Below are 20,849 nucleotides of genomic sequence, written 5' to 3'. Positions count from 1 at the left end.
GATTCAGCCGGCCCCGACCATGGCACGGATGCGCGCCGCCAGCGCCTCGAGCGTGAACGGCTTGGTCACCAGTTCCATGCCGGCCTCGAGGAAGCCTTCCGCGGCGGTCGCGTCCGGCGCATAGCCGGTCATCAGTAGAACGCCGAGCTCCGGCCGCAGCCGGCGCGCCTCCATGGCGAGCTGGCGGCCGTTGATCCCGGGCAGGCCGATGTCGCTCACCAGGAGGTCGATGCGCGCCTCGCTGCGCAGGATCTCCAGGCCCGCGGGCCCGTCGGCCGCCTCGATCGCCGCGTAGCCGAGGTCGCGCAATACCTGCACCACCAGCTCGCGCACCGTGGCCTCGTCCTCGACCACCAGCACGACCTCGTCCGCGGGCGCGGCCTGCACCTCGACGTGGCGGACGGCGCGCCGCTCCGACTCCGCCTCGCCATGGTGGCGCGGCAGGTAGAGCGTCACCGCGGTGCCCTGCTCCGGCGTGCTGAGGATCCGGGTGAAGCCACCGGACTGGCGCACGAAGCCGTAGATCATCGACAGGCCGAGGCCGGTGCCCTTGCCGAAGGCCTTGGTGGTGAAGAAGGGATCGAACGCGCGCTCGATGACCTCCGCCGACATGCCGTGCCCGGTGTCGGACACGCACAGGGTCACGTACTCGCCCGGATCGACGCCGGCCTCCGCCGCCTCGGCGGGATCGCGCAGGTCGCTGTTGGCGGTGCGGACCTGCAGCCGACCGCCGCCGGGCATGGCATCGCGCGCGTTGATGACGAGGTTGAGCAGGGCGTTCTCGAGCTGGTGCGGGTCGCACAGCGTCACCCACAGCGCCGGCCGGATGTCGATCTCGAGGGCGACCGTCTCGCCCAGCGTGCGCCGCAGCAGCTCCTCCATCGATCGCACCAGGCGGTTGGCATCGACCGCGCGCGGATCCAGCGGCTGGCGGCGCGAGAAGGCCAGCAGGCGGTGGGTCAGCGCCGCCGCGCGGTTGGCCGCGGCGATCGCGGCCTCGGCGAAGCGGCCGATGTCCTGCGTGCGCCCCTGCCGGATCCGCAGCTGCACGATCTCCAGCGCGCCGACGATCCCGGTCAGGAGGTTGTTGAAGTCGTGGGCGATGCCGCCGGTGAGCTGGCCGATCGCCTCCATCTTCTGCGCCTGGCGCAGTGCTTCCTCGTTGCGCCGCAGCTCTGCCGTGCGCTCGGCGACCTCGCGCTCGAGCTGCTCGCCGAAGCGCGCCAGGGCCTCGCGTGCCTGGACCTGTTCCTCGATATCGGTGCAGGTGCCGAACCAGCGCGTGATCCGTCCCGCCGCATCGCGGGTGGCCATCGCGCGGCCCAGCACCCAGCGGTACACGCCGTCGCTGCGGCGCAGCCGGTATTCGATCTCGTAGGGCTCGCCGGTCTCGAGCGAGTGCCGCCAGCGCGCACCGGTGCGCGCGTGGTCATCCGGATGGAACACCTGCAGCCAAGCCTCCGCGTCGGTGCTTCCATAGGGCACGCCGGTGTAGTCGTACCAGCGCTGGTTGAAGAAGTCGTGGTAGCCGTCGGGCCGCGTCGACCACACCATCTGCGGCATCGATTCGGTGATGGCGCGGAAGCGGTCCTCGCTCTCCTGCAGCGCGTGCTCGGCGCGCTTGCGGTCGGTGAGGTCGAGCATGGCGCCGATCATGCGCACCGCCTCGCCCGTCGCATCGCGCAGCACGTAGCCGCGATCGAGCACCGAGGCGTAGCTGCCATCGGCGCAGCCGAAGCGGTATTCCTCGCTCCAGTGCTCGCTGCTGCCCTCGATCACCGCGTGGATGCTCTCGGCGACCCGTTCGCGGTCGTCCGGATGGATGCTGTCGATCCACCACTGCGACGACGGCGGGACGCGCTCCTGCGGAAAGCCGAACAGGGTGGTCACCGCCTCGTTCCACTGCACGAGATCGCGCTGCAGGTCCCAGTCCCAGACCGCGTCGTTGGTGGCGCGCGATGCCAGCCGGTAGCGCTCGGCGATCTCCCGCTCGCGGGCGGCGGTGGCGCGCTCCTCGGTCAGGTCGCGCACCGTGCCGACGAACCACACCGGCTCGCCCTCCTCGTGCACGGTCAGTCCGTTCGCGGCGATGACCCGCACGCGCCCGTCGACCGGATCGACGGTGCGGTATTCGGTGTTGAAGCCCACTCCCGGCCCGCCCTCGATCGCGCGGGCGACCTCGCGGCCGACGCGGTCGCGGTCGTCCGGATGCAGGCCGCGGTAGAACGCGTCGAGGTCCACCGGGGCGTTGCTGCCCAGGCCGAACAGCTCGCGCACGCGCCGGTCCCAGTTGAGCTTGCCGGTGCGCACGTCGAGGTCCCACACGCCGAGGCCGGTCGCCTGGGTCGCCAGGTACAGGCGCTCGCGGGCGTCCATCGCCGCCTCCTCGGCGCGGGCGCGGCCTTCGGCGATCCGGGTGCGTTCGGCGATGTCCTGCAGCAGCGCGAGGTCGTGGCCCGACCAGCGTCGCGGGCGCTGCGACTTGATGTAGAACAGGGCGCGCAGGCGACCGGCGTCGAGCAGCGGTACCGCGACGAAAGCCTGCGCATCCCGCGCCAGATACAGCTCGCGGCGCTCGCGGGTGAGCGGGTGGGTGCGCACGTCGTCGACCGCCACCGTCTCGCCGCCGGCGAGCGCGGCGAGGAAGCCGGCGCCGAGTTCCGCCAGCGGCAGGCGCAGGGGCTGCTGCAGCGCCTGCCTGCCCTGCGCGCCCTGTTCCACCAGCAGCACGTCATCCTCGACCTGGCCGTAGTTGAGGCGCGCGACGCCGAGCACGTCGCCGATGCTCTCGCTCACCGTCAGCGCGACGTCGCGGCCGCTGCGCGCGTGCTGCAGGCGGTCGCTGAGATCCAGCAGGAAGGCCTGCCGCGCCTCGGTGCGCTTGCGCTCGGTGATGTCGATCAGCACGCCCGGCAGGCGCAGTGCGCGACCGTCGGCATCGCGCTGCACCTGGCTCGACGCCAGCACCCAGATCTCGCCCTGCGGGGTATCCGCGCCGATGCGGTATTCCTCCTGCAGCTGGTCGCCGCTCAGAAGGGTCGCGCGGATGTTGTGCAGCACGCGCTCGCGGTCGTCTGGATGCACGCCCTGCAGGAACACCGCCAGCGGCAGCCCCGCCTCCGCGTCGCCGCCGGGTGCACCGAAGCGGCGTGCGAAGTCCTCGCTGGCATGGACGCGGTCGGCGACGGCGTCGTAGTCCCAGACGCCCACGGCGCCGGCGGTCGCGAGCGCCATGTCCAGCCGTTCGCGGCTGCGCTGCAGTTCCTGCTCGCGCTCGATCTGCTCGGTGCGGTCGCGCAGCACCAGCACGAATCCGCTGCATGCGCCGCCGGCGCCGCGGCGCGGCATCAGCTCGCCCCTGGCCCAGAACCCGCTGCCGTCGCGACGCCGCATCCAGCGCGTCTCGACCGCGCGACCGGCGTCGCGCGCGGTCTCCCTCAGCGCCGCAGGCACGCCGGCGCGCACATCGTCGGCGGTGAAGAACTCGCCGATGTCGCGGCCGAGGGCATCGGCCTGCGGCCAGCCGAAGATGGCCTCGGCACCGCGGTTCCAGGCATCGATGCGGCCGTCGGCCTCGAACGCCAGGATCGCGTAGTCGACGGCGCTGTCGAGCACTGCGAGATGATGGTCGCGCTCGGCGCGGTGCTCGGCCTCGAGCTGACGGATCCGCGCCTGTTCGCCGCCACGTGCATCGCGCTCGGCATCGAGCCGGAGGCGGTCGCCGAGCTGGTGCGCGAAGGCCGCGAGCGCACGGCCCTGGGCCTCGGGCAACGCCCGCGGCGCGTCGTCGAGCAGGCACAGCAGCAGGTCGGCGTCGGCAGAGCCAGGCACGCGCAGGCCCGCGAAGAAGCGCATGCCGTCGCCGGCCTCGACCACCACGGCGTCGCCGGCACCCCGCGGCAGCAGTGCGGCACACCGGTGCGGGTCGATCTCCGGCCGCTCCGCACCCGCCGCCGCGGCCACCCGCGGCGCGCGCCCGTCGTCGGCGACGACCGCGACCGTGGCGACGCCGAACAACGCCGGCGCCACGGCCAGCAGTCCGTCGAGCGCCGCCGCCCACGCGACCTGCGGCGCCGGGCCGTGCTCGGCGGCGCTGCGGTCGGAACTCCTCCAGGCGCTACGGGTGGACATCCAAGTCGGCAGGAACGAATGAACGGCGGCCAGCGTACCCGAGCGGACATGGTGAGAATGCATGCGCGTTTCGGGGCGCGCGTTTTCGCCGGCCGTTGACGACGCCGCCGCCACAGTCGCCGCCGTGCCGAACGGACCTCTCATCGAACTGCGCGCCGAAGGCCTCTACTGTCCCGCAGGCGATTTCCACATCGACCCCTGGCGCCCGGTGCCGCGCGCGGTGATCACCCACGGCCACGGCGATCATGCCCGCGCCGGCTCCGGCACCTATCACCTCGCCTCCGCGGGCCTGCCGATCCTCGAGTGGCGGCTCGGGGCCCAGGACTACCGCACCCACGCCTACGGCGAGGCGTTCGACCTGGGCGGCGTGCGCGTGAGCCTGCACCCCGCGGGCCACGTGCTCGGCTCGGCCCAGGTTCGGGTCGAGGCCGGCGACCGGGTCTGGGTGGCCTCCGGCGACTACAAGCGCGACCCCGATCCGACCTGCGCGCCGTTCGAGCCGGTGCGCTGCGACGCCTTCATCACCGAGGCGACCTTCGGCCTGCCGATCTACCGCTGGCGGCCGACGCGCGAGGTCGCCGCGGAAATCCTGGCCTGGTGGCAGGGCTGCCGCGCGCGCGGCGAGACGGCGGTGCTGTTCGCCTATGCGCTCGGCAAGGCACAGCGGGTGCTGGCGGAGCTGGCGGCGCTGGTGCCCGAGGCGGAACGTGCGGCGCACCGGGTCCTGCTGCACGGGGCGATGGCACAGGGCGTGCGCATCTACCGCGAGGCCGGCATCGCGATGCTGCCGACCGAGCCGCTGTCCGAACAGCCGGAGGGACGCCGCCCGCGCACCGACGCCTTCGCCGGCGATCTCGTGCTCGCACCGCCCTCGGCCGCCGGCAGCGCCTGGATGCGCCGCTTCCGCCGCGCCTCGCTCGGCTTCGCCTCGGGCTGGATGCGGGTGCGTGGCAGCCGCCGCCGGCGCGGCTACGACCGCGGCTTCGTGATCTCCGACCACGCCGACTGGCCGTCGCTGCTGCGCACGGTGGAGGACACCGGCGCGCGCCAGGTGTTCGCCACCCACGGCGACACCGCGGCGCTGGTGCGCGTGCTGTGCGAGCGCGGCATCGACGCGCGTACCCTGCGCACCGAGTACGGCGACGAGGACGAGGCTCCGTGAGGCGCTTCGCCGCCCTGTACTCGGCCCTGGACGCCAGTACCGCCACGCTCGACAAGCGCGCCGCGCTGCTCGCCTACTTCGCCGCGGCGCCGCCGGAGGACGCGGTGTGGGCGCTGTGGTTCCTCACCGGTGGAAAGCTCGCGCGCATCGCCCGCTCCGGCGAGCTGCGCGCCTGGGCTGCCGAGGCCAGCGGGCTGCCGGACTGGCTGGTGGAGGACAGCTACCACCACGTCGGCGACCTCGCCGAGACGCTGATGCTGGTGCTCGACGATCCGGCCCCCGAGGACGTCCTCGACCTGCCCCTGCACGTCTGGATCGAACAGCGCCTGCGTCCGGTCGCCGGCGGCGACGAGGGCGCGCGCAAGGCGGCGGTGCTCGCGGCGTGGCGCGGCCTGCCCGAGACCGAGCGCCTGGCCTTCAACAAGCTGCTGACCGGCGCGCTGCGGGTCGGGGTGTCGACGCGCGCGGTACAGCAGGCGCTGGCCGAGCATTCCGGCATCGACATCGCGCGCCTGGCCCAGCGCATGCTCGGGGACTGGACGCCCTCGCCCGCCTTCCTCGCCAACCTGCTCTCGGCCGAGGCGACCGCGTCCGATCGCGAGCAGCCCTACCCCTTCTTCCTGGCCTCGCCGATCGAGGCCGCGCCGGCGCCGCCCGGCGAAGGCGCCCTCGCCGACGTCGCCGACTGGCAGCTCGAATGGAAGTGGGACGGCATCCGCCTGCAGCTGATCCGCCGCGGCGGCACGGTCGCGTTGTGGTCGCGGGGCGAGGAACGGCTGGACGGGCGCTTCCCCGAGATCGAGGCCGCGGCCGCGGCGCTGCCCGACGGCTGCGTGCTCGACGGCGAGCTGCTGGCCTGGTCGCACGGCGAGGACCGGCCCCTGCCGTTCACCGCGCTGCAGAAGCGCATCCAGCGCCGCAAGCCGGGGGCGAAGCTGATGGCCGACTGCCCGGTGCGCGTGCAGGCCTACGACCTGCTCGAGGAGGACGGCGAAGACCTGCGCGAACGCCCGCTCGCCGAGCGCCGCGCGCGCCTGGAAGCGCTTCTGGCCACCTATCCGGACCCGCTGCTGGTGCCCTCGCCGGTGGTCGTGGCGGCGGGCTGGGACGAGGCCGCGGCCCTGCGCGACCAGGCGCGCACGCGCTGCGTCGAGGGGTTGATGCTGAAGCGGCTCGACTCCCCCTACCGCCACGGCCGCGTGCGCGGCGACTGGTGGAAATGGAAGATCGACCCGCTCACCGTGGACGCCGTGCTGATCTACGCCCAGCTCGGCCACGGCCGCCGCAGCACCCTGTTCACCGACTACACCTTCGGGCTGTGGGACGGCGACGCCCTGGTGCCGATCGCCAAGGCCTATTCCGGCCTGGACGACGCCGAGATCCTGAAGCTCGACCGCTGGATCCGCGCGCACACCATCGAGCGCTTCGGCCCGGTGCGCTCGGTGCGTGCCGAGCACGTGTTCGAGCTCGGTTTCGAGGCGGTCAACGTGTCGAACCGGCACAAGTCCGGGATCGCGGTGCGCTTCCCGCGGATCCTGCGCTGGCGCCACGACAAGCCGCCCGCCGAGGCCGACCGCCTGGACACGCTGAAGGCGCTGGCGCGGTGAGTCCGAAGCGGCAGCGGGTCACGCGGCGGGACATCGAGCGCGCGCGCGGCGCGCGCCTCGCGCGGCAGGGGATCGCGCCCGAAGCGGACGCACGCGTCGCCGCGGATCCCGCGCCGCCCTCCGCCGCGCCCGCGCGGACGACGCCAGCGCGCGGGAGGCGGTCGCACGCCGCCGCAGACGCGCAGGGCCCCGAGGCGTTCGATGCCTGGTTCGAGGCCCGCGGCTGGAGCCCGGCTCCCTTCCAGCGCGAGGCCTGGGCGCACTACCTCGCCGGCCGCAGCGGCCTGCTGCACGCGCCGACCGGCAGCGGCAAGACGCTGGCGGTGTGGGGTGGCCCGCTGCTGTCGGCGCTGGCGCAACCGCCCGCGCCGCGCGCGGGTGTCCTGCGGCGCCTCCGCGTGCTGTGGATCACACCGCTGAAGGCGCTCGCGGAGGACACGGCGCGGGCGCTGCGCGACCCGCTCGCCGACCTTGGCCTCGACTGGCAGGTCGGCATCCGCACCGGCGACGCCAGCGCCCGTGACCGCAAGGCCGCGCGCGAGGGCCGTTTCGACGCCCTGGTCACCACGCCCGAGAGCCTGTCGCTGCTGCTGACCTATGCCGACACCGCACCGGTGCTCGCCGGGCTGGAGGCGGTGATCGTCGACGAATGGCACGAACTGATGGCGAGCAAGCGCGGCGTGCTGCTCGAACTCGCCCTCGCCCGCCTGCGCGCCCTCGCGCCGCGGCTGCGGATCTGGGGCCTGTCGGCGACGCTCGGCAATCTCGACGAGGCCCGCCGCGTGCTGCTGCCGCACGCGCCGGACGCACCGCTGGTGCACGGCGTCGCCGCGCGCGAGACGGTGATCGACACGCTGATCCCGCCGCCCGGCGAGCGCTTTCCCTGGGCCGGCCATCTCGGACTCGCCCAGCTGCCGCGCGTGCTCGAGCGCATCCTCGGCGTGCGCACCAGCCTGCTGTTCACCAATACCCGCTCGCAGGCCGAACTGTGGCACCAGGCGCTGGCTGCGGTGTGGCCGGAGGCGCCGGAGACGCTCGCCCTGCACCACGGTTCGATCGACGCGGCGCTGCGGCATGCGGTCGAGGACGGGCTGCGCGCCGGCGCCCTGCGCTGCGTGGTGGCGACCTCCAGCCTCGACCTCGGCGTCGACTTCCCCACCGTCGACCAGGTGCTGCAGGTCGGCAGCCCGCGCGGCATCGCGCGCCTGCTGCAGCGCGCCGGGCGCGCCGGGCATCGGCCGGGCGCGGCGGGACGCATCGTCTGCGTGCCGACCAACACGCTGGAGCTGCTGGAGTTCGCGGCCGCCCGGCACGCGCTCACGGTCGGGCGGATCGAGGCGCGTCCGCCGCTGCGGCTGTCCCTGGACGTGCTCGCCCAGCACCTGGTCACCCTCGCCCTCGGCGGCGGCTTCGAGGCCGAGGCGGCCTATGCCGAGGTCCGCGGCACCCACGCCTTCGCCGCGCTCGGTCGCAGGCACTGGCAGGCAGTGCTGGATTTCGTCGTGCAGGGTGGCGCGGCACTGTCGAACTATCCCGACTTCGCCCGCGTCGTGCGCACCGACGACGGCCGCTACGCGATGAGCGACCGTCGCCAGGCGCTGCGCCACCGGCTGTCGATCGGCACCATCGTCAGCGACGGCACCCTGCAGGTGCGCTACCTCAAGGGCGGCGCGCTCGGTTCGGTCGAGGAGGCCTTCATCGCGCGGATGACGCCCGGCACCCGCTTCGCCTTCGCCGGGCGCACGCTGGAGTTCGTGCGGATCAGGGACATGACCGCCTACGTGCGCCGGGTCGAGGGCGGGCGCGTCGGCGCGGTGCGCTGGATGGGCGCGAAGATGCCGCTGTCGTCCGAGCTGGGCGCCGAGCTGCGCCGCATCGTCGCCGGCCACGACGCCGACGCGCCCGAGGTCGCCGCCGCACGGCCCATCCTCGACCTGCAGGCGCGCATTTCGGCCCTGCCCGACACGGACACGCTGCTGGTGGAGTCGCTGACCGCGCGCGGCGAGCAGCAGCTGTTCCTGTATCCCTTCGCCGGCCGTCACGTGCACGAGGGCCTGGGCGCACTGTTCGCGCTGCGCCTGGCGCGGATGCAGGCCAACACCTTCAGCTTCGCGGTCAGCGACTACGGACTGGTGGTCGCGCTGGCCCGGCCGATGCCGGTCGACGACGCCACCCTCGCTGTGCTGCTGACCCCGGACGGGCTGCTCGACGACCTCCACGCCAGCCTCAACATGGGCGAACTCGCGCGGCGCCAGTTCCGTGAGATCGCGCGCGTCGCGGGCCTGCTGCCGCCCTCGCTGCCCGGGCGCACGCCTCCCAGCCTGCGCGCGCTGCAGGCCTCGTCGGGCCTGATCTACGACGTGCTGCGCCAGCACGACCCCGGCCACGTGCTGCTCGACCAGGCCGAGCGCGAGGTGTTCGAGGCGCAGCTCGAGTTCCGGCGCCTGCGCGCGACGCTCGAGCGCCTGCACGGTGCACCACGCCTGCTCGCGCGGCCGCAGAGCCTGACTCCGCTTGGCTTTCCGCTGTGGGCCGAGCGCATCCGCGGCAACCTGTCCAACGAGGACTGGCGCACGCGCGTGGAGCGCGCCGCCGAGCGGCTGGAGGCGCGCTGGTCGCGCGGCTGAGCCGCGTCAGAAAAAAAAGAAGCGGATCGCGAAGAAGGCGAGCCCGCCGGTGACCAGGACCCCGAGCAGGGCCAGCAGCCCGTCTCGCGCGATCAGCGACAGCGCGAACAGGGTGATCGCCAGGCCCGCCGCGCTCGCCGCGAACGGCAGCAGTTCCAGCGGCGGCATGGTCGCGGCGACGAGCAGGCAGCAGGCCGCGACCACGTAAAGCCCCGGCCCCTTGGTCAGCCAGGTCAGGCGGCGCTGCAGCGGGCGATCGATCCAGCGCGCGGGCCTGGCCATGAAGTCGAGCGCGCGGTCGAAACGGCGCCGCCCGATGCAGCGGTCGAGGATGAAGCCCGGCATCCAGAAGCTGCGTCGGCCGAGCAGCAGCTGGCCGGAAATCAGGATCACCAGCAGGCCCATGGTCGTGGGCATGCCGGGAATGCCGCTGAGCGGCGAGAGCGCGACCAGGCCGGGCACGATCAGCAGGGTGCCGAAGGAGCGTTCGCCGACCGCGTCCAGCACATGACGCAGCGAGACCTTCTCGAGCTCCGGATGCTCGTCCGATGCATGGTGCATGCGGTCGAGCACGCCCGACAGATCGTGCGGCGCATCGTCCTCGCGGCGGTCGTCCTGCTGCTGCGGCTGTGGTCGGGGCGCGGCCATGTCGCGCAGCCTAGGCGGGGCCGCGGCCAGGGCACGTGAGCGACTGGATTCGTCGACGCTGCGCCCCCATCTGCGCAGGCGATGCCTTCTTCCGCTCCCGATCTCGACCTCGGCCCGCTGCGCGCGGTGCCGCTCGCCGACCGCGCGCTGCACCTGCCCGCCCTCGACATGCTGGTGATCGCGGACCTGCACCTGGGCAAGGGCGACGTCTTCCGTCGTGCCGGCCTCGCCCTGCCGCGCGGCGGCACCGCCGGTGACCTTGGCAGGCTGGACACGCTCGTTGCGGCGACCGCGGCGGGCCGGCTGATGATCCTCGGCGACGTCCTCCACGGCGCGGCCAACGCCGCCGCCTGGCGCGCGCAGTGGCAGGCCTGGCGCGAGGCGCATGCGGCGCTGCGGATCGAGGCCGTGGTCGGCAACCACGACCGCGCGCTCGCGCAGGCCGGGCTGGGCATCGTCCTGCTGGAGCGCGTGCACCGCGAGGCCGGACTCGTGTTCCGCCACGATCCGCAGACGGATGCCTCGGCACCGGTACTGGCGGGACATCTGCACCCGGTGGTGCGGATGCACGGCGTCGGCCCCGCGAACCGCCTGCCGGCGTTCTGGCTCGCGCGGGCGAGACGGGTGCTGACGCTGCCTGCCTTTTCGGCCTTCACCGGCGGCGCCGAGTTCCGCCCCGCGCCCGACGATGCGGTGCTGGTCTGCGGCGGCGACGCGGTGGTCCCGCTGCCGGCGCGCGCGGTGCGGCCGGCGGCGGGCTGAGGCCGCGGGTCCCGTCGTGACAGCGACGCACCTCTGGAACTCCACCATGGACGCCTGCATGCACCGCGAGCGCATCGATCCGAGTCCACACGTCCGCGGCGGCTCCGCCGGGCGGGTGCCGGCATGAGCCCGCATCCGCTTCCGCTCGAACCGCTGCAGCGCCTGCTCGGCAGCGCGCGCGAGACGCCGCTGCTGCACATGAGCATCGCGCTCGCACTGCAGCAGCGTGGCCGCCAGGACGAAGCGGTCGCGCACCTGCGCACCGCGGTCGAGCGCGATCCCGCCTACGCCGCCGCCTGGCGCCTGCTCGGCCTGCTGCTGGCCGAAGGCGGCGACCGCACCGCCGCCCGCGACGCCTTCACCCACGGCATCGCCGCCGCCCGCACGCGGGGCGACAGGCAGCTCGAGAAGGAACTCGGCGTGCGCCTGCGGCGGCTGGACAGGCAGGCGTGACCCGGCGCGCGCTTGCTGTGCGAGGGGCTTCGGCCCTGACGAGTTCACGCACACATTGCGGCGTTCCGTGGGAGGGGCTTCAGCCCCGACGCGCGCCCGGATCGGAGGGCCGCGACCGGCCGCGTCACCACGGCCGTCGGGGCTGAAGCCCCTCCCACGGAAGACGATCTGACCCGAAGGCGCTGTCGCGCACGAACTCCTTCCCGCTGCCGGTCGCGGCTGAAGCCGCTCCTACGACGGGTACGACGTCAGAAGGTGCGCATGGGCGCGCGTGCGATCAGCGCGCCGGCGTCCACGTCGGGATCGAGCGTGCCCATCGCGAGGCCGTGGCGGCCGTCCAGGCGCGAGCGGCAGAAGGCGTCGGCGACCGGCGCGATGCCTGCGTCATCGCGCGCGGCGCGCAGCAGGATCGCCGCCTGCAGCACGAGCGCAGCGCGCTCGGTGATGCTGCGGGCGCGGAACTCGGCGGCCTTGGCCTCTTCCATCGCGGCGCGCAGCGCGTCGGCCGCGGGGTCGAAGGCCGGATGCAGGCCGCGGGCCTGGTCGATCTCCGCCAGCAGGACGTCGCGCGTCGCGGGTTCGCGCGCGAGCGCGCGCAGCACGTCGAGGCACTGCACGTTGCCCGAGCCCTCCCAGATCGAGTTCAGCGGCGCCTCGCGATACAGCCGCGCGAGCGGCGACTCCTCGACGTAGCCGGCGCCGCCGAGGCACTCCTGCGCCTCGTTGACGAAGGCGGCGGCGCGCCGGCACAGCCAGTACTTGCCGATCGCCGTCGCCACCCGCGCGAACGCCGCCTCGCGCGGATCGCGCGGCGCGGCGTCGACCGCCTGCGCCACCCGCAGCGCCAGCGCGAGCGCGGCCTCGGATTCGAGGGCGAGGTCGGCGAGCACGTTGCGCATCAGCGCGTGTTCGAGCAGCGGCCTGCCGAAGGTACGTCGGTGCCGCGCATGGTGGACAGCGATGGCGAGCGCCATGCGCATCTGGGCCGCAGCGCCGAGCATGCAGTCCAGCCGGGTCAGCGCGACCATCTCGATGATCGTCGCCACGCCGCGGCCTTCCTCGCCGATGCGCAGGCCGAGGGCGCCGGTGAATTCGACCTCGGAACTGGCGTTCGACCAGTTGCCGAGCTTGTCCTTGAGCCGCATCAGCCGCAGTGCATTGCGCTCGCCGTCCGGGCGCCAGCGGGGCACCAGGAAGCAGCTCAGGCCGCCTGGCGCCTGCGCCAGCACCAGCCAGGCGTCGGACATCGGCGCGGAGAAGAACCACTTGTGCCCGACCAGGGCGTAGCCGTCGCCGTCCGGGGTCGCCCGGGTGCTGTTGGCGCGGACATCGGATCCACCCTGCTTCTCGGTCATGCCCATGCCGATGGTGACGCCGGCCTTGCCCACCATCGGCAGGTCGCGGCCGTCGTAGTGCGGCGCCGCCGCCTTCGCCGCCCACTCGGCCAGCGCGGGCTCGCGCCGCAGCGCCGGCTGCGCGGCATAGGTCATGGTCAGCGGACAGCTGGTGCCCTGCTCGACCTCGTGGTGCAGGAGCATCAGCGCCGCCCGCACGACATGCGCGCCCGCGCGCTGCTCGCGCCACGGCAGGCCGGCGATCCCGCCCTCGACGCCGGCGCGCATCAGCCGGTGGTAGTGGGGATGGAACTCCACGCGGTCGACGCGGTGGCCGCGGCCGTCGTGGGTGACGAGCCGCGGCCGGTCGCGGTTGGCGTCCAGCGCCCACCCATGCAGCGCCTCGCCCGCCGCGCGCGCGTAGTCGGAGAGGCGTTCGCCGCCCCAGGCGCCGCCGTTGCGTGCGACCGTCGCCTGCAGCACCGCATCGCCCTGCCACAGGTCGAAGGGCGCGAACGGCGGCGGCTGGTTCTCGACCCGGTGCGTGCTGAACTCGCTCATGCAGCGGCTCCTGTCCGCGCGGAGGGGACGGCCATTGTGCGGGGCGTGCCGGCACCAGGCGAGCGCCCCGCAGTCCCTGCAACGCGAAAGGCCCCGCCGGAGCGGGGCCTTCTCTCGTCGACGCGTCGGAATGCCGGATCAGGTGGCGTCGGTGACCCCGGATGCCTGCTCGCCCTTCGGCCCCTGCGTCACCTCGAACGCCACGCGCTGGCCTTCCTGCAGCGAACGGAAGCCCTTGGACTGGATCGCCGAGTAGTGGACGAAGATGTCGTTGCCGCCGCCCTCCGGCGAGATGAAACCGAAGCCCTTGGCGTCGTTGAACCACTTCACTGTGCCGTACTGCATTGCTGTATCCCCGAGGTTCCCGAATGAGCTGTGCGCCGCGCCCCTTGTCTCCGCGGCGGCCCGAGTATTAACAGGCTCTGAATCCCATCGCAACAGGCGCCCGGCTCAGCGCGCCGCGAGCAGGCGTTCGAGAACGGCGGGCAGCGGCGCGATGGCGGCCTCCATGTTGGCGAGCACGTCGGCCATGGTGATCTCGACCTCGGGCGCGGGGCCGCAGCCGGCGGCCCAGTTCGCCACCAGGGCCAGGCAGGCGTAGTCCAGGCCGAGCTCGCGCGCGAGCACCGCCTCGGGCATGCCGGTCATGCCGACGAGGTCGCAACCATCGCGGCGCATGCGCGCGATCTCGGCGCGGGTCTCCAGGCGCGGACCCTCGGTGCAGCCGTAGACGCCCCCGTCGACCGGTTCGGCGCCGGCCGCGCGGGCGGCCTCGAGCAGCGCCTGGCGCAGGCCGCGGCTGTAGGGCTCGCCGAAGTCGACGTGGCGCACCTCGGCACCGGGCATGTCGCTGAAGCTCGACACGCGCCCCTGGGTGTAGTCGATGAGCTGGTCGGGGACGCCGATCGCGCGCGGGCCGTAGGCGTCGGTGATGCCGCCGACCGAATTGACCGCGACCACGCGCCCGACGCCGAGCTCCTGCAGCAGCCACAGGTTGGCCCGGTAGTTCACCCGGTGCGGCGGCAGGGCATGGCCCTCGCCGTGACGGGCGAGGAAGGCGACGCGGCGGCCGGCGAAGCGGCCGACGCGCGCGGCGCCTGAGGGGTCGCCGTAGGGCGTGGCGTGCAGCACCGCCTCGGCATCCTCCAGGCCGGCCAGGCGATACAGCCCGGTGCCGCCGATGACGGCCAGCGCGATCGGTTCGCTGCTCATGGCGTGTCCCTCAGTGCATAGATGCCGGGCAGGTTGCGGCCCTGCTCGTGGTAGTCCATGCCGAAGCCGAATACGTAGCGGTCCGGCACCTCGATGCCGACGTAGTCGGCGGCGACGCCGGCGACCGCGCGGTCGTGGGCCTTCACCGTCATCGCCGCGATCCGCACCTCGGCGGCGCCCTCGGCCAGGCACCAGCGGCGGATCCCGTCGAGGGTGTGTCCCTCGTCGAGGATGTCGTCGACCAGGAGCACGCGGCGGCCGGCCATCGGGCTGGCGGGGCGATGCAGCCAGTGCAGTTCGCCGCCCGAGGTGGCGCCGCGGTAGCGGGTGGCGTGCACGTAGTCGAGCTGCAGGTCCGCGCCCTCGCCCACCGCCAGCGCGAGCAGGCCGGCGAAGGGCAGCGCGCCGTTCATGACGGTGAGGAACAGCGGCCGGTCGCCGGCATAGTCGCGGGCGATCTCGGCGCCCATGCGGGCGATGGCGGCTTCCACCGCCGCGCGGTCGAACAGGAGGTCGGCACGCGCGAGCGCGTCCTTGATGTCGTGGTCCATGGGGCCTCAGCTGTGCATGGAGGAAGCGGCGAAGCGCGCGCGCGCCTCGGCGTGGCGGGTGCCGGCGGCGAGCGCATCCCAGGCGGGCGCGGGCCGGCCGAGCAGCGGCGCCGGCTCGAAGCGCCGGCCGCGGCCGGCGACCGCCGCGAGCGAATCCGGAACCAGCTCGGGATGGCAGACCAGCACGAGGTCGCAGCCGGCGTCGAGGTGGGCGTCGATCCGCGCGGCGACGCCGCCGGCCGAGTGCGCCGCGGCCATGCCGATGTCGTCGGAGAACGCGACGCCGGCGAAGCCCATCTCGCCGCGCAGGATCTCGAGCCACTGCGGCGCGTAGCCGGCCGGCTCGGGCGCGACCGCCGGGTAGCTCACGTGGGCCAGCATCACCGCCTCGGCGCCGGCGGCGATGCCCGCGGCGAAGGGCTGCAGGTCCTCGGTGCGCAGGATCCCGAGCGCGCGCGGGTCGGTCGCGGCGTCGAAGTGCGTGTCCTCCAGCACCGAGCCGTGGCCGGGAAAATGCTTGAGCGTCGCCGCCATGCCGGCGGCGTGCATGCCGCGCACGTAGGCGGCGGTCAGCGCCGACACGACCTGCGGATCGGCGTCGAAGGCGCGGTCGCCGATGGCGCGGTTGCCGCGGCCGAGGTCGACCACCGGCGCGAAGCTCAGGTCCATGCCGATGCCGCGGATCTCGCTGGCCATCAGCCAGGCATGCTCCTCGGCCAGGTGCAGGGCCGCATTGGCATCGCGCGCATGCAGCGCCCCGAGCTCGGCCAGCGGCGGCAATGCGGCGAAGCCATCGCGGAAGCGCTGCACGCGGCCGCCCTCCTGGTCGACGCACAGCAGCTGCGGGCGTGGCGAGGCCGCGCGGATCGCCGCCGCGAGCTCCGTCACCTGCGCCCGCGAGGCGAAATTGCGCTTGAACAGGATCACCCCCGACACCGCCGGGTGCGCGATCCAGTCGCGCTCGGCCGCGCCGAGTTCGGTGCCGGCGACGCCGATCACGAGCATGTCCGACCTCCCCTGGATGCCGTGCCCGTCGCGGACCGCGCGTCCGTAGGAGCGGCTTCAGCCGCGACCGGCTGCCACGGATCCCGGCGCCGCCCGGTCGGGGCTGAAGCCGCTCCTACGGTGCCCGACGGGTGGCTCATGCGCGCTTCTCCAGGTCGCTCCACGCGCGGTACGGACGCGAGGCCAGCGCGAGGTTGTAGTAGCGGCTCTCGTCGGTGACCTCGGCGCCGAGCCAGGCGGGGCGTTCGAAGGGCGCGCCGGCGTCCTCGAGCTCGATCTCGGCCACCACCAGCCCGGCGTTGTCGCCGAGGAATTCGTCGACCTCCCACAGCCGTCCCCCGACCTCGACGTGATGCCGGCACTTCTCGATGCGCCCGCCCACGCACAGCGCCAGCAGCGCCTCGGCGTCGGCCACCGGGATCGGGTACTCGAACTCCTGCCGGGTGTGGCCGAGCTCGCGCGATTTCAGGTTCAGGAAGGCCGCGTCGCCGGCGACGCGCACCCGCACCGAGGCGCGCTGGCGGCCGGTGTCCATCGCCGCCTGATCGTTGATGTAGCCCTGCGCCATGCGCACCACGTCGCGCGCAGTGGCGCGCCAGGCATCGGAGGTGACCAGGAACTTGCGTTCGATCTCGAGGGGCATCGCGGGCGCTCGGTCGGAAAGGCGGGATTGTCGCATCCCCCGCCGCGGCGATCAGCGCTCGAACAACGCGATCGACTCGACGTGCGCGGTGTGCGGGAACATGTCCATCACTCCGGCGGCGACCAGGCGGTAGCCGCGCTCGCGGACCAGGAAGCCGGCATCGCGCGCGAGCGAGCCGGGATGGCAGCTCACGTAGACGATGCGGCCGATGTCCTTCAGCGGCAGGCGCTCGAGCACCGCCTCGGCGCCGGAGCGTGGCGGATCCAGCAGCAGGGTGTCGAAGCCGCCGCGCGCCCACGGCTCGCCGCGCAGGTCCTGGGTCAGGTCGGCGGCGTGGAACTCGGCGTTGGCGACGCCGTTGGCCGCGGCGTTCTCCCGCGCATGCCGCACCAGCGCCGGGTCACCCTCGACCCCGACCACCTGCGTCACGCGGCGCGCCAGCGGCAGGGTGAAGTTACCGAGGCCGCAGAACAGGTCCAGCACGCGGTCGTCGGGCCTCGGGTCGAGCAGGTCCAGCGCGTGCGCGATCATCGCGCGGTTGAGCCTGGCGTTGACCTGGATGAAGTCCAGCGGCTTGAACGCGAGCCTGAGGTCGCTGTCGTCGACGCCGAAATCCAGGTGCACACCCTGCTCCGGCCACAGCGGCAGCACCGAGTCGGGGCCCTTGGGCTGCAGGTAGATGGCGAAGTCCTGCGCCTGGCCGAAGGCGGCCAGCGCGGCACGGTCGGCGTCCGACAGCGGCACGAGATGGCGGACGGTCAGCGCGCGTGCGGCATCGCCGGCGACGAACTCGATCTGCGGGATCTCGCGCTTCGCCTCCAGCGACTCGACCAGCGCCGACAGCGCCGGGATGATCGCGGCGATCTCCGGCACCACGGTGTGGCACTCGACGAGGTCGGCGACGAAGCGCGGGTCGAGCTCGCGGAAGCCGACCAGCACCTTGCCCTTCTTCTCCACCCAGCGCACGGAGAACCGGCCCTTGCGCCGGTAGCCCCAGCTCTCGGCGGTGAGCGCGGGCAGCACCCGTTCCGGGCGCACGTGGCCGATGCGCTCGAAGTTCTCCAGCAGCGTGCGCTGCTTGGCCTCGATCTGCCTGGCGCCATCGAGGTGCTGCAGCACGCAGCCCGAGCACACGCCGAAGTGCGGGCAGCGCGGGACCACGCGCTCCGGCGCGGCGCTCAGCACCTCGAGCGTCACGCCCTCGTCGAAATGGCGGTTGCGCCCGGTCTGGCGCACGCGCACGCGCTCGCCCGGCAGCGCACCGCTGACGAACATCGCCTTGCCCTCGCGGCGGGCGACGCCGCGGCCGTCATGGCTCAGGTCGACGATCTCGACTTCGGTCTCGGTGGGCTGGCGATTGCGGTTGCGACGCGACACGGCGGGCTGCGGCTGGCGAAAAAGGGGCGCGATTGTCGCAGACCGGCGCAGCCCGGGCGAGCGCGGCGCGCGAGAACCGCACCGCACCTGCCGCCGAAAGCGCCGCGGGGTCGCGTTGCCCTACTTCTGCGACCAGTTGCCCGAGCCGTCCTGCACCCACCAGCCGCTACGGGCGCGCGTGCGCCACTCGCGGGCGAAGGTCTCGCGGACCTGGGCCTCCCACTCGGGATGGCCGTTGGCCACCGCGACCTCGCGGTACAGCGCCCTGCGGTCGCGCTCGCTGTCGGCGATGGCCTGGTTGAGCGCGGCGCGGTCGCGCAGCGAGACCTTGGAGGCATCGCGCATCACGATGCCGCCGTCGCGGGCGATGCCGATCGCGCCCGACTCCAGCGCCGGCAGGAAGGTGCTGCGGAAGCGGTCGCGCATGCGGGTACGGATCGCCTCGATCGCCGGCGTCCGCAGCGTGATGTCGGCCGCCTGCGCATGCGCCGTGCCGATGAACCAGGACACCGGGTTCGGATCGAACCGCGGCACCCAGGCGCTGCCGCCGGGGCCCGCGTCCTCGACCGGCGCGGCCTCGTCGTTGCCGATCACGTCGTCGACGAACTCGCGCGCCGCCTGCTCCACCTCGGCCGCGGGGAAGTACACGTTGATGGTGACGCAGGCGGTCAGCACCAGCGCCGGGAACAGGAGGATGGCCAGCAGTCTGCGCATCGTCGATACCACGGATGGAAAGCGGCTAGCTTAGTCGATCACCGGCGCCTGCCCCTCGGTGGCGACCTGCAGCCGCTCCACCAGGGTCGGCCAGTCGACCCTGCGCCGGAAGCCCACCACCGTGAGGTGCGGCAGCCCGGCGCCCTCGACGATGGTGTAGCCGCCGTCCTGGGGTTCGAGGCCGTCCATCCGGCACACGTCGTTGGCCAGGCGGCAGCGGATGCTGATGCGGCGGTAGCCGAAGTCCTGGAACAGACCCAGCGCCATGCCCTGCAGGCCGCCGCCGATGCCGCTCCCGCCGACGCTGGTGAGGTCCTGCACCGCGCGCTGGCTGATGCGGCGTTCGCCGCGCCAGGCGGGATCGGTGTGGAGTTCGGCGTCGAAGGCTTCGACCGTCCAGTCGACCAGGCGCAGATCGCCGATGCGGCCGTCGAGCTTGCCGGTGATCTCGCCGAAGCCGAATACGCCGGTGAGCGACGGCAGGTCGAGGCCGTCGATGGTCACGTCGGCCGACAGCGTCGGCGCCACGCCGAACGGGCGCTCCATCGACAGCTGGCGCACGTCCACCACGCCATCGAAGAGTTCGAAACGCAGGCCGCCGTCGAAGTCGAGCCGGCCGTCGGCATAGCGCATGCCGGGGATGTGACCGTCGAGGCGGCCGGTGAACGGCGGCCAGTCCAGCCACTTCGCGAGCTGGGCGATGTCGAGGCCGTCGAGGTCGAAGGCGAAGTTGCCGGCGCTGTCGCGCCCGCGCAGGGGTGGGGTGAAGCTCAGGGTCTCCAGGCGCAGGACCCCGCCGAGCGCCGGCATCGGCACCGGCTCGGCCAGCGCGATCGTCCCGTCGCGGCTGACCAGCGGCAGGCGCGCGGCCAGGACGGGGATGCCGTGGATGCCGACGCCGCGCCAGCGCAGCTCGCTGCGGACCTCGGCGCCGGCCGACCACGCCACCCGCCCGTCCAGGCCGTCGGAGCCGAAACGGCCTTCCGGATGCCCCGCGCCGACGTCGTCCAGCCGCAGCGAGAACGCGGTCGGGCCCCGTGCATCCATCGCGAGCCGCGCGTGCGCGCCGCCGTTGAGGACCAGGCCCGAAAGGCCGACCAGACCGAGCGGGCCGTCGAGATAGCGCGGCCCCGCGGTGGCAAGGTGGCGGCTGTCGGCGGCGAGGTCCAGCGCCTCGATGCCGCCCCCGGCCGACAGCGTCAGCGACGCCTGTGCATCGAGTGCGCGGCCGTCGTCCCAGTCGATGCGGTCGAAGCGCCAGCCGCCGCCGGGGCGTCCGCGCCCTTCCAGTGCGACGGCCACCGGCGACTCGGGGAGCGCGACGTAGAAGGCGTCCGCCAGCAGTTCGCCGCCGCGCAGTGCGCCGTCGAGCGCGAGGCGCGGCTGCGGCGCGGCGAGATAGTCGAGGCCGAGGTGCGCGTCGACGCCTTCGGCGGCGACGGTGCCGTCGGGCGTGTCGAAGCCGAAGCCGACGATGTCGAGGTCGGCCTCGACCGCCGTCGCATCTCCCGACACGTCCACGGCGACGCTGCCGTCGATCGTGCCCGCGCCGTAGCGCCCGTCCTCCCACAGCGTCCTGAGGAAGCCGTCGATCCAGGCCACCGGGACGCGCTGCGCAAGCAGGGTCCACACCTCCGGGCGCCCGTCCTCCTGCAGCAGGGTGAGGCCGCTGCCGTCGTCGGCGAGCTCGGCCCGCAGCTCGGCGTCGGTGATGCGCAGCGCCAGGGTCGACCTCGGCGCGGCCCCTCCCGCTGCGACCCCGCCTGCGCACGCCCAGCCCGCCTCGACGCGGCGCAGGGAGCAGCGCCAGCGCAGGTCGCGGAAGCGCTGGCCGAAGTCCGCCGCCGCGAGCGCGCCGATGCCGAGCACGAGCTGCCCCTCGTCGGCGGCGTCCGGCCACTCCAGCCGCAGGTCGACGCCCTCGGCGGTCGCCAGCGGCGTCTCGATCCGTTCGACCGTCGCAGTCAGCACGCGTGCGCCCACCGCCGGCACCAGCGCCGGCGCGCAGGCCATGCCGATCAGGACGATGCACAGCTTGCGGAGGATGGGGACGCGCAGCATC

16 protein-coding genes are annotated in these 20,849 nt (G+C 73.7%); 5 read left to right on the top strand and 11 right to left on the bottom strand.

Annotated elements, in window-relative coordinates; translation table 11 throughout:
- Positions 1 to 3 precede the first annotated feature (3 nt).
- Entirely contained in the window at positions 4 to 4,131 is a 4,128-nt protein-coding gene (locus tag KB893_RS15950; protein ID WP_213173879.1) for a PAS domain-containing protein, read from the bottom strand.
- A 124-nt stretch (positions 4,132 to 4,255) separates the two neighbouring features.
- Between KB893_RS15950 and KB893_RS15945 the strand changes: the two genes are divergently transcribed.
- The 3 genes from KB893_RS15945 to KB893_RS15935 all read left to right on the top strand — a co-directional run bounded on the left by KB893_RS15945 (position 4,256) and on the right by KB893_RS15935 (position 9,527).
- Complete coding sequence (locus KB893_RS15945; RefSeq protein ID WP_338026986.1) at positions 4,256 to 5,293, top strand: ligase-associated DNA damage response exonuclease; 1,038 nt, start codon at positions 4,256 to 4,258, stop codon at positions 5,291 to 5,293.
- On the top strand, positions 5,290 to 6,900 hold the full coding sequence (locus KB893_RS15940; RefSeq protein ID WP_213173878.1) for an ATP-dependent DNA ligase: 1,611 nt from the start codon (positions 5,290 to 5,292) through the stop codon (positions 6,898 to 6,900). Before KB893_RS15945 ends, KB893_RS15940 begins: the two co-directional genes overlap by 4 nt.
- Positions 6,901 to 6,971: 71 nt before the next feature.
- Positions 6,972 to 9,527 carry a ligase-associated DNA damage response DEXH box helicase gene (locus KB893_RS15935; protein WP_213173884.1) on the top strand — a complete coding sequence of 852 codons (2,556 nt, stop codon included), beginning with the start codon at positions 6,972 to 6,974 and terminating at the stop codon, positions 9,525 to 9,527.
- Between the two features lie 6 nt (positions 9,528 to 9,533).
- Here the strand turns inward: KB893_RS15935 and KB893_RS15930 are convergent, their stop codons facing one another.
- Positions 9,534 to 10,175, bottom strand: coding sequence for an exopolysaccharide biosynthesis protein (locus tag KB893_RS15930; protein ID WP_211926369.1), 642 nt, complete (start codon positions 10,173 to 10,175; stop codon positions 9,534 to 9,536).
- Positions 10,176 to 10,256: 81 nt separating this feature from the next.
- Between KB893_RS15930 and pdeM the strand changes: the two genes are divergently transcribed.
- Both pdeM and KB893_RS15920 read left to right on the top strand, forming a co-directional pair.
- A complete protein-coding gene (gene pdeM / locus KB893_RS15925) occupies positions 10,257 to 10,937 on the top strand; it encodes a ligase-associated DNA damage response endonuclease PdeM (protein ID WP_211926368.1) in 681 nt (226 codons plus the stop codon).
- A 123-nt stretch (positions 10,938 to 11,060) separates the two neighbouring features.
- A complete protein-coding gene (locus KB893_RS15920) occupies positions 11,061 to 11,390 on the top strand; it encodes a tetratricopeptide repeat protein (protein WP_213173877.1) in 330 nt (109 codons plus the stop codon).
- Between the two features lie 248 nt (positions 11,391 to 11,638).
- On the opposite strand, the gene KB893_RS15915 is transcribed toward KB893_RS15920, so the two are convergent.
- The 9 genes from KB893_RS15915 to KB893_RS15875 all read right to left on the bottom strand — a co-directional run bounded on the left by KB893_RS15915 (position 11,639) and on the right by KB893_RS15875 (position 20,848).
- Positions 11,639 to 13,285, bottom strand: coding sequence for an acyl-CoA dehydrogenase family protein (locus tag KB893_RS15915; protein ID WP_211926367.1), 1,647 nt, complete (start codon positions 13,283 to 13,285; stop codon positions 11,639 to 11,641).
- 138 nt (positions 13,286 to 13,423) lie between these two features.
- Positions 13,424 to 13,630: a cold-shock protein gene (locus KB893_RS15910; RefSeq protein ID WP_211926366.1), complete on the bottom strand. Its 207-nt coding sequence runs from the start codon at positions 13,628 to 13,630 to the stop codon at positions 13,424 to 13,426.
- A gap of 105 nt (positions 13,631 to 13,735) precedes the next feature.
- The gene (locus KB893_RS15905; RefSeq protein WP_211926365.1) at positions 13,736 to 14,497 is read right to left on the bottom strand and encodes an S-methyl-5'-thioinosine phosphorylase; all 762 of its coding nucleotides are present in this window, start codon (positions 14,495 to 14,497) and stop codon (positions 13,736 to 13,738) included.
- The gene (locus KB893_RS15900) at positions 14,494 to 15,048 is read right to left on the bottom strand and encodes a hypoxanthine-guanine phosphoribosyltransferase (RefSeq protein WP_211926364.1); all 555 of its coding nucleotides are present in this window, start codon (positions 15,046 to 15,048) and stop codon (positions 14,494 to 14,496) included. The genes KB893_RS15905 and KB893_RS15900 overlap by 4 nt, the downstream gene beginning before the upstream one ends.
- Positions 15,049 to 15,054: 6 nt before the next feature.
- Positions 15,055 to 16,053 carry a beta-N-acetylhexosaminidase gene (nagZ, locus tag KB893_RS15895; protein WP_211926363.1) on the bottom strand — a complete coding sequence of 333 codons (999 nt, stop codon included), beginning with the start codon at positions 16,051 to 16,053 and terminating at the stop codon, positions 15,055 to 15,057.
- Between the two features lie 136 nt (positions 16,054 to 16,189).
- Positions 16,190 to 16,696: a CYTH domain-containing protein gene (locus KB893_RS15890; protein WP_211926362.1), complete on the bottom strand. Its 507-nt coding sequence runs from the start codon at positions 16,694 to 16,696 to the stop codon at positions 16,190 to 16,192.
- A gap of 51 nt (positions 16,697 to 16,747) precedes the next feature.
- On the bottom strand, positions 16,748 to 18,073 hold the full coding sequence (rlmD, locus tag KB893_RS15885) for a 23S rRNA (uracil(1939)-C(5))-methyltransferase RlmD (protein ID WP_211926361.1): 1,326 nt from the start codon (positions 18,071 to 18,073) through the stop codon (positions 16,748 to 16,750).
- A 120-nt stretch (positions 18,074 to 18,193) separates the two neighbouring features.
- The gene (locus KB893_RS15880; RefSeq protein ID WP_211926360.1) at positions 18,194 to 18,787 is read right to left on the bottom strand and encodes a DUF1318 domain-containing protein; all 594 of its coding nucleotides are present in this window, start codon (positions 18,785 to 18,787) and stop codon (positions 18,194 to 18,196) included.
- A gap of 30 nt (positions 18,788 to 18,817) precedes the next feature.
- Positions 18,818 to 20,848 (bottom strand): intermembrane phospholipid transport YdbH family protein, encoded by a 2,031-nt coding sequence (locus KB893_RS15875; RefSeq protein ID WP_211926359.1) that lies wholly within the window; start codon positions 20,846 to 20,848, stop codon positions 18,818 to 18,820.
- Position 20,849 lies beyond the last annotated feature (1 nt).

This window comes from Coralloluteibacterium stylophorae, assembly GCF_018122625.2.
Classification (GTDB): domain Bacteria; phylum Pseudomonadota; class Gammaproteobacteria; order Xanthomonadales; family Xanthomonadaceae; genus Coralloluteibacterium; species Coralloluteibacterium stylophorae.
The sequence above is the reverse complement of the archived record's forward strand: the minus strand, read 5'-3'. Positions and strand labels throughout refer to the sequence as shown.